10 protein-coding genes, 1 tRNA gene and 1 pseudogene are annotated in these 10,918 nt (G+C 27.9%); 2 read left to right on the top strand and 10 right to left on the bottom strand.

The window, feature by feature from the left end; translation table 11 throughout:
- The first annotated feature begins 495 nt into the window (after nt 1-495).
- Complete coding sequence (ychF, locus tag RI76_RS02260; RefSeq protein WP_017192527.1) at nt 496-1,593, top strand: redox-regulated ATPase YchF; 1,098 nt, start codon at nt 496-498, stop codon at nt 1,591-1,593.
- A gap of 88 nt (nt 1,594-1,681) precedes the next feature.
- The gene (gene ileS, locus RI76_RS02255; protein WP_017192526.1) at nt 1,682-4,411 is read left to right on the top strand and encodes an isoleucine--tRNA ligase; all 2,730 of its coding nucleotides are present in this window, start codon (nt 1,682-1,684) and stop codon (nt 4,409-4,411) included.
- A 470-nt stretch (nt 4,412-4,881) separates the two neighbouring features.
- Here ileS and rpsO read toward each other — a convergent pair whose 3' ends face one another.
- From rpsO to rpmG, 10 genes and pseudogenes are all read right to left on the bottom strand, one after another.
- Nucleotides 4,882-5,109: a 30S ribosomal protein S15 gene (gene rpsO, locus RI76_RS02250; protein ID WP_017192525.1), complete on the bottom strand. Its 228-nt coding sequence runs from the start codon at nt 5,107-5,109 to the stop codon at nt 4,882-4,884.
- A gap of 32 nt (nt 5,110-5,141) precedes the next feature.
- Nucleotides 5,142-5,465, bottom strand: a complete 324-nt coding sequence (locus RI76_RS02245; RefSeq protein WP_017192524.1) for a cyclic-di-AMP receptor — start codon at nt 5,463-5,465, stop codon at nt 5,142-5,144.
- A 368-nt stretch (nt 5,466-5,833) separates the two neighbouring features.
- Nucleotides 5,834-5,972, bottom strand: a pseudogene (locus RI76_RS03410) (peptide ABC transporter ATP-binding protein); the annotation flags it as partial.
- Between the two features lie 141 nt (nt 5,973-6,113).
- The gene (locus RI76_RS03355) at nt 6,114-6,242 is read right to left on the bottom strand and encodes a hypothetical protein (protein ID WP_261974343.1); all 129 of its coding nucleotides are present in this window, start codon (nt 6,240-6,242) and stop codon (nt 6,114-6,116) included.
- Nucleotides 6,243-6,616: 374 nt separating this feature from the next.
- Nucleotides 6,617-6,805, bottom strand: a complete 189-nt coding sequence (locus RI76_RS02240) for a hypothetical protein (protein ID WP_261974264.1) — start codon at nt 6,803-6,805, stop codon at nt 6,617-6,619.
- 568 nt (nt 6,806-7,373) lie between these two features.
- Nucleotides 7,374-8,069 carry a hypothetical protein gene (locus RI76_RS02235; RefSeq protein WP_017192521.1) on the bottom strand — a complete coding sequence of 232 codons (696 nt, stop codon included), beginning with the start codon at nt 8,067-8,069 and terminating at the stop codon, nt 7,374-7,376.
- Nucleotides 8,070-8,110: 41 nt separating this feature from the next.
- Nucleotides 8,111-8,992 carry an ABC transporter substrate-binding protein gene (locus RI76_RS02230; RefSeq protein ID WP_017192520.1) on the bottom strand — a complete coding sequence of 294 codons (882 nt, stop codon included), beginning with the start codon at nt 8,990-8,992 and terminating at the stop codon, nt 8,111-8,113.
- Between the two features lie 268 nt (nt 8,993-9,260).
- Nucleotides 9,261-9,334 (bottom strand) — tRNA-Cys (locus RI76_RS02225).
- Nucleotides 9,335-9,381: 47 nt separating this feature from the next.
- Nucleotides 9,382-10,644: an aminopeptidase P family protein gene (locus RI76_RS02220; RefSeq protein ID WP_026072054.1), complete on the bottom strand. Its 1,263-nt coding sequence runs from the start codon at nt 10,642-10,644 to the stop codon at nt 9,382-9,384.
- Nucleotides 10,645-10,661: 17 nt separating this feature from the next.
- The gene (rpmG, locus tag RI76_RS02215; protein ID WP_017192518.1) at nt 10,662-10,811 is read right to left on the bottom strand and encodes a 50S ribosomal protein L33; all 150 of its coding nucleotides are present in this window, start codon (nt 10,809-10,811) and stop codon (nt 10,662-10,664) included.
- Between the last annotated feature and the right edge of the window lie 107 nt (nt 10,812-10,918).

Here is a 10,918-nt window from a genome sequence, read left to right as displayed (position 1 = left end):
GCTGTAATCTATCGTTCTTTCGTTTGATAAACCAAGAATATGAAGTATGTGATTATCACACATTGCAATTCGTTAATTTGCCGTTAATAAGGCCTCTTTGGCGCCCAATAATAATTAATAAATTTTTGTGGACGTTATTTATAAATGTTTGTGGGTAGAATGATTGAATATTATTTGGTTTAACTGTTATAACTTCCTTTTCTTTTTTTTTAACAAATAAAAAACCACATTAAGTGGTTTAGTTAGTTATTTGTTTATTTTCTTTGAATAGGAGTCCAAACAATCGATATCACTAAGCCTAATAAATTGACCTTTTATCTCTTTAAGTCTTTAAGGTTCAATAAATAAAAAAAAAATAAACAAATTTGATATAATTATTTATATTAAATATCATATTTTATCATCTTTTTTTTATGTTTTTTTAAAAAAAAAGATGATAAAGAATTCATGATAAATTTTAATAAATCTTACTCAACTACAAGGTGAATATAAATTATGAAAGTAGGAATTGTAGGTTTACCTAATGTTGGTAAATCAACTTTATTTAATGTTTTAACTAATATGAATATTTTAGAAGCGAATTATCCTTTTGCCACTATAGATCCTAATGTTGGTATCGTTCCCATTCCAGACCAACGTTTAAACCATTTAGCCAGTCTTTTTCAATCTCAAAAAATTATTCCCACCCAAATTGAATTTATCGATATTGCTGGTTTGGTAGAAGGAGCTTCGAAAGGAGAAGGTTTAGGTAATAAATTTTTAGGTCATATTCGTAATGTAGATACTATTTGTCATGTCGTAAAATGTTTCGAAGACCCTAATATTATGCATGTCAGAGACCATATGAATCCTATTGAAGAAAGTAATATTATTGAAACAGAATTAATTTTATCTGATTTAGAACAAATAGAAAAACGTTTAGCGAAAATAAATAAACAAAAAAAAGCTAAAAACGATAAAGAGACTTTACAAGAACAAGAATTATTAACCAGAATTAAAGAACATTTAGAAAAAGAAAAACACGTCACGGAAATACAGTTCACTCCTGAAGAAAAATTAATTATTAAAAATTTTAATTTATTGTCTTTAAAACCTATGATGTATATTGGTAATTTTCATGAAAAAGATTTAAAAGATTTAGGCCAGAACCCTTTTTTCCAAGCTATGATGACATACAGTCAAAACAAACACCGCCAATTCGTCCCTCTTTCTATCTTGTTAGAAAAAGAATTATCCGTTTTAGAGGAAGCAGACCGTCAATCTTTCTTACAAGAGTATAATTTAAAAGAATCCGCGCTCCAAAACGTGATTCAACAAAGTTATCAATTATTAGGTTTAGAAACTTATTTCACTACCGGAAAAGACGAAACGAAAGCTTGGTCTTTTGCAAAAGGTTCCACCGCTCCCCAATGTGCTCGCTTAATCCATACAGATTTTGAACGTGGCTTCATTAGAGCCGAAGTTTATAATTATCAAGATATCCAAACCTTAAAGTCTTTAACCAAAATTAAAGAAAAAGGTAAATTAAGACTAGAAGGTAAGAATTACTTAGTCCAAGACGGAGATATCATTGTTTTTCATTTCAATGTTTAGGAAACCGCCCATCAGTTTTTCCCCTATTGATTGATAAAATAATAAATACAAAAATATAAAGAGAAAAATAAAGGAGAGATAAGCCATTATGAAGACAGATTACAAAAATACTTTATTAATGCCTCAAACAGATTTTCCTATGAGAGGTAATTTAAGCCAAAAAGAAGTAGAAATAGAAAAACATTGGGAAGAGATCGATTTATACCAAGAAGTGTTAAAACAAAACGCTAATAATCCTCATTTTATTCTTCACGATGGACCTCCTTACGCTAACGGAGAGATTCATATCGGTCACGCTTTAAATAAAATTTTAAAAGATTTTGTCGTACGTTTTCATACTATGCAAGGCTTTTATTCCCCTTTTGTCCCCGGCTGGGATACTCACGGATTACCCATTGAAATCGCGGTTTTAAAGAAATTTTCCCAAGATAGACATACTCATAGAACGGAATTTCTTCAAAAATGCGAAAGATTCGCTTTATCTTTTGTAGAGAAACAGAAAACGAACTTTAAAAGGTTAGGTATTTTAGGCAATTGGAACAAACCTTATATCACTTTAAATAATACTTATGTCGCTGATCAAGTCCGTGTTTTAGGTAAAATGGTCGAAAAAAAATTAATTTTTAAAAATTTAAAACCTATTTATTGGTCCCCTTATTTACAGTCTTCTTTGGCGGAATCAGAAATTATTTATCAAGAACACCGTTCTTTATCTATTTTTGCTTGTTTCAAAATTAAGGACAAACTTAAATTTAAAGATGTTAATTTATTGATATGGACCACCACTCCTTGGACTTTACCAGCCAATGTCGCTATTTGTGTTCATCCCAAAAAAAATTATCATTTAGTGAAGGTCAACAACCAAAAATATATCGTTGGAGATAATGTTTTAGAGAAGTTAAAAGAAAAATTTAACTGGCAAAAGGTAGTGATTTTAGATACTTTTTTAGGCAATACTTTAGAAAATATCACTTATGAAAATGTGGTTTTCCAACGACAAGGTAAAATCGTTTTAGATACTTATGTTTTAGATAACGAAGGTACTGGTTTAGTTCATACTGCTACCGGACATGGTGATGATGACTTTTTAGTAGGTAAAAGACATAATTTGGATGTTATTTGTAGTGTAGATAAAAAAGGTTTAATGACTGAGATAGCGGGCCCTTTTAAAGGTGTTTTTTACTCTAAAGCGAACAAATTAATCGTGGAGGAATTAGATAAGCAAGGTCTTTTAGTGAAATCAGAATGGATCACTCACTCCTATCCTCATGATGAACGTATCAAAAAACCTGTTATTTTCTTAGCAGTAGAACAATGGTTTTTAGATATTAACCAAATTAAACCCCAAATTTTAGCCGAAATAGAAAAAATAGTTTGGTTCCCGCAATGGGGACAAAAAAAGATGACCCATATGATTACGAACCGTAATGATTGGGTGATTAGTCGTCAAAGAATATGGGGCGTTCCTATTCCTATTTTTTACACTGAAGATGGATTGCCTATTTTAGAGGCTGATTTGATTAACCATATCGCTGACTTATTCGAAAAACACGGAAAAGAGATTTGGTACCAATGGGACGCCAAAAACTTATTACCACCAGGTTATACCAATAAAAGAAGTCCTAATCATCTTTTTACCAAAGAAAAAGATGTTGTTGATGTTTGGTTTGATTCTGGTACTTCTTATAGTGTTATCAACCGTTTATCGCCAGAGTTTTTACCCGTTAATGTCTATTTAGAAGGTTCAGACCAATATAGAGGATGGTTCAATTCTTCTTTAACTACTTCTATCGCCGCTTACGGTAAAACTCCTTACCGACAAGTAGTAACTCATGGTTTTATTTTAGACGGTAAAGGAGTTAAAATGAGTAAATCATTGAATAATGTGGTTGATCCTTTAACTATTATTAAACAAAAAGGAGCCGACGTTTTAAGGTTATGGGTTTCTAGTATTAGTTATAACGCTGATGTTAGGTTGGATAACGCTATTGTTCAACAAATTGAAGAAAAGTATCGTAAAATCAGAAATACTTTACGTTTTATGTTAGGTAATTTACATGATTTTAATCCTCAAACCAATTATATCGGTTTTGAAAAAAGATCAACTATTCATCAAGCAATAGTGTTAGAATTTAAAGAAATTTTCTTACAAGCAATTGAATATTACGAAAAATACGATTTTGAAAAAATTATGAGTTTATTATATCCTTTCATTTCTGTCCGTATTAGTGCTTTTTATTTAGATTTCACTAAAGATGTTTTATACATTGAAAAAAATAATAATTTAGAAAGACGTGTTATTCAATCCACTATTTATGATCTTTTAATAGATTTATTAAAACTATTAACACCGATTATTCCTCATACAACGTCAGAAGCTTATAAAGCTTTACCTTTTCAAAATAAAAAAGACATTTATTTAGAACAAATGACAACTAAAACAGAATTAAAGGTTTTTCTTCAAAAATATTATTCTGATGCTTTAAAAGAAGCTTATAAAAAATTCTTTAATTTAAGAGAAGTGGTTATGAAACATTTAGAAGAAGCGCGTCAAAATAAATTTATTAATAAATCTTTACAAGCTAAATTAGTACTTCATTTGTCAAAAACAGATGTTGATTCTTTGGTTGTTTTAAATGTTAAAGACCAATTAAAGCAATTATTCATTGTTTCTCAAGTGGAACTTCATGAAGCGCAAGAAGTAAAAGTTACTGTTCAACAGGCGGTAGGTTCTACTTGTCCTAGATGTTGGAATGTTGTAAAAAACAAAAAAGAAGATGATTTGTGTCAGCGTTGTGCCCAAGCGGTTGATAAATAATAATAACCTATTTGGATAAAAATAGTAAGATAATAATTATTTTAATAAAAAAAATATACATATCTTCTTTTTGAACTTTCAAAACGCTTTAATTCAATAAAAAAGAGACCACTTTAAAAGTGGTCTCTTTTTTTTGTCGTACCATAATAAAGATAAAAAAACCTTTTCTAACTCAATTATTTATGCGGGAATATATTTGATGCAAAAAATCAACAGATCTTATTAGGAGGTGTTATTTTTAAGCTTCATTATTTAATAACCTGCCTAGACAACCAAACAAATTATACATCAAAAGAACCTATTTATCCATTATTTTCTCCTGATAATACCATGGAGCAAACCCAAGACGACAAAAAAAGGCGAAACCATTATTATCGAATATAACTCAGACAAACAATAGATCTCACTAAAAAACCCTTAAAAAAAACTATCTCCATTAGATAGTTAATTTTCTCATATTATAACAAAAATTAACTTTGTTTTTGTTGAGAATATCTAATTAAAGTATTTCTTTTTTTATTTTTAGTTAATAAACCGCGTTTGGAATGAAAATCACCTGGATGTTGTTTAAAATGTTTGTTTAATTCTTCAATTTCACGATTTAATAAAGCGATTTGAACTTTAGTAGAGCCTGTATCGCCTTCTTTCTTGCTATTATTTTTAATAATTTCTTTTTTTTCTTCTTTACTTAATAACATTATTATTACCTCTTTATTAATTTTTGATTTTTTTATAATTTTAAAAATTGTTCAACATCTAAAATAAAAACAGTTGCTCCTCCAATAGAAATTTCAGAAGGTAAAGAATAAAAAGCCCCCATTTCATTTAAAACGTTGCCTGGAATCATTTGAGTTCTTTTTCTAGAATGTTCTTTGATAATTTGTAAAACTTCATCTACTCTTTCAGAATCAATACCTATCACAAAAGTAGCATTTGCTTCTCTTAAAAAACCACCTTTAGTAGACAACCTTGTGTTAAAAATATTCTCTTTATTTAAATTATTTTGAACTTTATTCGCATCTTCACTAGATACAATTGCTAAAATTAATTTCATACTATCCTATCTTTCATATTTATATTATATAACATTTATTTAATAATATTAATTTTTATTAGGTTATTTTGTTAAAAATAATAAAAATTAATATTATTAGGTCTTTTAGGACTGCTTTTGCTAAACCATTACATTACCCATGCTAAAATAAGTATGTAAAAATTATTAAACTTCCATAAAATCATGCTTTTTTTATCCTTCTTTTGGTCCAAAGTGCATAAAATAAAATGACCTTTTTTCGCTTAATAAAAATCTCTATCCGAAAAATTCAGAAGAAAAACTAAATCCTTTCTTTTCTTTCTTCTTCAAAGATTGTGATTGCTCTAAATTAGCATATTGCGGTAAAACCGTAATAGTGTTTAATAATTTTTAGTGTAATAAGGGTGTAGAGGATTATTAAACAGTTCTTCTGTAGGGGCTAATTCGACTAACCGACCTTTTTGTCATCGCGCCAATACGATCGCTAATATAACGAGTCATTCCTAAATCATGAAAAATCAATAAATAAGTCATTTGATACTGTTTTTATTTTTAATAAAAATTGGCAAATAACATATACTGATCGATAAAATCAATTGTTTCATCCCTTTTACGAACATAAAAATCACTATAAAAGCTAACACAAAAGCAGGAAAAACCACTAAAAAATCACAAATAAGATTCAATATTGAAATCCGTACAACCGAGAAAATAACCCGCTATAATACCTAAAAGTACGCCTACAAAACCACTTATCAAAGCCGTACAAAAGCTATTTTTAATACTTTCGTGTTCCATGACTATCTCTTCTATATCAAAACACAAAGGCATCAGATAAATTCAGATCATTAAACTGGAGAAAATCAATAAACCTCAAATAACATTTTATTCTTGCGATATATTTTATTTAACATCTGTTTTTTTCACTCCATAATAATCAAGCTCACTTCCGTTTTGCTCTATGGTTTTTTTACTTTATTAAAATTGCTGGGATATCTCTTTTAGTACAAAATTTAATCTTCAAAGAACCCGCTCCATCAATATTAAAATAGGTTCTACTATTAAAGAATCGCCTAACCATAAAACTAAAAAGTAAGCTAATTTAGATGATAATAGGTATTAAAGCTTTTTTAAGAAATGATGGAATTAAAATATAAGTCGGCGATAACCCTTTAGCCTGTAATACGACAATATAAGGTTGTTCTTTCTGAAATCTCAATGATATTATTTCTCACTGTTTTAGCGATTAAAAAAGTTTGCCCCAAAAATAACGTACTGATAGGCAAAATCCCAGAAGAAGGGCTTTCTAAATCAGAAATAGGAAATAAAATATAATGAAAACCTAAAAAATATTGCAACAAAAAACCTGTGATAAAACTAGGCGTAGAAAAAAATCATCAAAATAGAAAGTAAAAGTATGAAATAGTCTTTTTTACTATTTTGGATAATAAGCCGCAAAAATGCCAGCCAAAATACCTAACAAAGAGACAATAAAAATGCTAATGATAGATAATGGTTAAAGCAATAGCAAAAGGAGTTATAAATAAGTTAATAGTTTTTGGATCTCTTTGACTGTAGGATTTGTAAAAATCAAATTTAAAAATAATCCCTGTCAAATAATCCCAAAATTGTTTATTTAAACTTGTATCTAAGCCTCATTATTGAGTTAACTCAGCTTTTTATTGGTAAGTACTGTCTTGCCCTCTAATAAAAAGCTTGTGCTGAATCGGAAAAAACTTTAAAGCGGAAAAATACTAACAATAACAAGCAAATAAATAAACAATGGTATAAAATATTTTTTTCAAAGTATATTTAGCCATTTTGATACATACTTTCTATAACTTAATTTAGAATTAATGCCATATATGATGCATTTCCATAAAGATATCTCTTTTTCTTAAGAAAAAGAAGTCACAAATACATTTATTGTTATTTAGTTTTAGTGATGTCTGACCAAATAATATTACCGAAAGCATCCGTTTTAAAATTTTGAATTTTATCTCTAGTAATAGAATTTTTTGGTTGTTTTAAAAAAAAAGGAACATAAACATAATTGTCTTTTAAAATGGTTTGTATTTGCTTTATTTTCTCTGGATATGAATTGGAACCTGTTTGGTCTGTTTCTTTTTCTGAATGATTTTCTGTTTTGTGGGCTGTTTTTTGTTCGATAGGAATATTATTTATTTCATCCAATAAAACCAATAAATCATTATTATTACCATTTTTACCGTTATTTTCATTTGTATCAAAAGAAACTATGTAAAAATCTCCTTTTTGATCTATTGCCGAGATAGTGTTAAAATCATTCTTTTTCATTTCATCAAATTGAAAACCTATCTCTTTCAAAACGACTTTTAATTTAGATAAAAAGTGATTTCTCAAGTTATTCTCATCTTGAATGATTAAAATTTTAATTTTTTTATCCTTTTGTATTTGCGGTTTGTTTTGCAATTCTGCTTCGACACTATCGGTTGATTTTTTGTCTTCCATATTTCCGCCGATTAAACCAGGGTTTAAAAAGAAATCGATTTCTGGATAATCCCCCGTTCCTTCATCTTCTTTATTTGCTGAAATAATGTCATAAAGAATTTTTTCTGTATCAAAATTTAAAAGTTTATTAATCAATAAGATAAATTCTAAATTTAAAAAATTATTCTTTACTGTTTTTAAATGATTGATGTTTTTTTTTTGATTTCAGATATATTTTCATTTGTTGGTTCTATTAATATATCTATCTTCTCATTTTTTATTTCTGAGAAACGAGTCACAGAATCAGGATAATATTGAAAATGAATTTTGGTGATTTTCGGTTGTTGTGGTTTTTTAGGATGTTTGTCAAATGATTCTAATTGAACTATTTTGTCGTTTTTGATAATTTTTAATTGAAAAACCCCTAAGCCTATTTTTATTCCTTGATGAAAGTCGTTTTCACACTCTTTTTTATTTATGACAAAAATTTTACTCAAATAAAATTCATTTATATTGTTTTTTTCATTTTTAAATGTAACAGTGAACTTATTGGGCTCATTTTCAAATATGTCGAAACTTTCTATATAACGGGAAGATTCTAAACCTAATTCTTTGGTCTTTTTCCAAGAATAAAGAATATCATCGACTGTTAAATCAACACCATTATGAAATTTAATATTGTTTTTTAACACATATATTTTTGTTTTAGATGAAGAGTCTGAATCAGTTGTTTTATATTCATCTAAAATATTACTCTCATAAGTTGTTTTTTTTGTTTTTTCGTATTTTTTATCCTCTGTTGGTTTGGTTTTAGGCATCAATAAAGGTTCATGGATTAAATTTCTTATCATATCATTATAAAAAGTTCTGGAACTAACATTATACATTCCAAAACCTTGTTGCATAGGGGCTGCTGTAGCGACATACAAAGTATCTGTCTTTTCTGAATTATTTATTTTTTTGCCTCTAAACGTGTATAAAAAAGCTCCTATTAATAAAATTATCACCAAAAGAACAATAATAGATGTTTTTTTGTTTTTATGAATATATTTTAAAAATTTATTATCCTTTTTGATCATAGAAATCTGTTACCTCATTTATACTTTAAAATTAACAACAAAAGGCAAAAATTTTAAAGTTATTAAAAAAAATCATGCGAACGCAACAAAAACGACATTAACATGATAAATTAACATGATAAAAAGATATTTGTTATATTGATAATTTTCCTATATTCAACTAAAAACTAATACAGATGAATTATTTTTTTTATACCTTTATAATTGGAGGAAATAAATGTATCGTTTAATATATTTGCTATTCGTTTAATTCTTAATTTTTATATGATGGAGGCCCTGAACGGATTTGAACCGATGATCAAGCTTTTGCAGAGCCATGCCTTACCACTTGGCTACAGGGCCATTTGCACTTTAACAAAATAAATAACTATTATTTTTATAATAGTTATTTATTTTGTCATTAATTTTTCAATGTCATCTATTTCTTTAGGAATATTGTGAGTTAAATTAACATTACCGTTGAAACTAACTAAAACATCATCTTCAATACGGATGCCTAAACTTAATTCTGGCAAGTATAAACCTGGTTCGATAGTGATAATGTTATTTTCCTTAATAGGTTCAAAAGAATTACCTACATCATGCACTTCTAAACCTAAATGATGACCTAAACCGTGATAACAATATTTATCAATAGATTCGTCTTTTTTTAAAAAACCTAATTCACTTAACCCATCGCTTAAAATTTGTTTACCATATTGATTCATTTCAGCAAAAGTATGTCCTGGTTCGATCCATTCAATAATTTTTTTATTCGCTTTTAAAACAATTTCATAAATTTGTTTTTGTTGAGGGGTGAATTTTCCACTAGCAGGAAAGCAACGAGAAACATCAGAAGTATAATTTTGATAACGAACCCCACAATCTATCAAAACTAAATCATTAGCGCCAATAGGACTCTTTTTTTGGTTATAATGCAAAATAGTCGCATTATTACCAGAAGCCACAATAGTATGAAAAGAGTTGGTTACGCAATGACTTTCTAAAACATAATGATAAAAAGCCGATATTTCGTATTCATATAATCCTGGTTGCATTTTTTGCGCTATTACCTCTAAAGCTACTTTATTTAAAGCAATAGCTTGTTGAATTAAAGCGATTTCTTCTGGTTGTTTAGTGATCCTTAAATCTGATACCAAATGAAAATGATCCTTTATTCTTAAAAACGGATAATTTGTTTGAATTAAATTAGCCATTTTTAAAGATACAGAAATATTGTCTTTTAATTTAAATTTGGATAAATCTAAATAAATATTTTCCATATAACCAAATTTACTAATTTTCACAATATTTAATAAAGAAAATACAAACGTCTCCGAAAGGTTAATATCGAAACAATTATTAACAGGAATAGAACTTATTTCCGCAGCTTTGGTAAAACTTAAAGTTTCTCCATCCCATAATTTTTTCACAGGATCTACTGGGTCTAAAAACAAAAAAGCTTCTTCTTTTTGTTCGTTTTTCACCATCAATAAAACTACATTTTTCTGTTCTATACCAGTTAAATAATAAAAATTTTTATTAACTTCAAATTTCGCCGTAGCTGAAAGTTCTTCGTTAAACTGGTGTTGATCAGAAAAAAACAATACTAGACTGTTATTCTCAATTTTTTTAAGCAATGATTGACGATTTTTTTGATAAAATACAGACATTTTTAAATCCAACTTTTTTATTTTTTTTCTCTTTGGATAGTATGTTTACGCTCAGACGGACAATATTTATTAAATTCTAAACGCCCTGGATGTTGTTTTTTATTTTTGTAAGTGTAATAATGCTCTCTACCGCAATCTGTACAAACTAATTTTACTAATTCACTCATTTTTATGCCCTCTAAACTTATTATATTATTACTTATATTATTAACATTAACTCATTAAAAATAATCCTCAATAATAAGGACCGTAAAAACTCATTAAAAAGTTTTTA

It is taken from the genome of Milkweed yellows phytoplasma str. MW1, from assembly GCF_000309485.1.
In the GTDB taxonomy this organism is placed as follows: domain Bacteria; phylum Bacillota_I; class Bacilli_A; order Acholeplasmatales; family Acholeplasmataceae; genus Phytoplasma.
This window is presented reverse-complemented; position numbering and strand designations above follow the sequence as displayed.

Coding starts and splice junctions, on each gene's coding strand:
- ychF (WP_017192527.1), top strand. CDS start 496: ATGAAAGTAGGAATTGTAGGTTTACCTAATGTTGGTAAATCAACTTTA.
- ileS (WP_017192526.1), top strand. CDS start 1,682: ATGAAGACAGATTACAAAAATACTTTATTAATGCCTCAAACAGATTTT.
- rpsO (WP_017192525.1), bottom strand. CDS start 5,109: ATGTTATTAAGTAAAGAAGAAAAAAAAGAAATTATTAAAAATAATAGC.
- RI76_RS02245 (WP_017192524.1), bottom strand. CDS start 5,465: ATGAAATTAATTTTAGCAATTGTATCTAGTGAAGATGCGAATAAAGTT.
- RI76_RS03355 (WP_261974343.1), bottom strand. CDS start 6,242: ATGGAACACGAAAGTATTAAAAATAGCTTTTGTACGGCTTTGATAAGT.
- RI76_RS02230 (WP_017192520.1), bottom strand. CDS start 8,992: ATGATCAAAAAGGATAATAAATTTTTAAAATATATTCATAAAAACAAA.
- RI76_RS02220 (WP_026072054.1), bottom strand. CDS start 10,644: ATGTCTGTATTTTATCAAAAAAATCGTCAATCATTGCTTAAAAAAATT.
- rpmG (WP_017192518.1), bottom strand. CDS start 10,811: ATGAGTGAATTAGTAAAATTAGTTTGTACAGATTGCGGTAGAGAGCAT.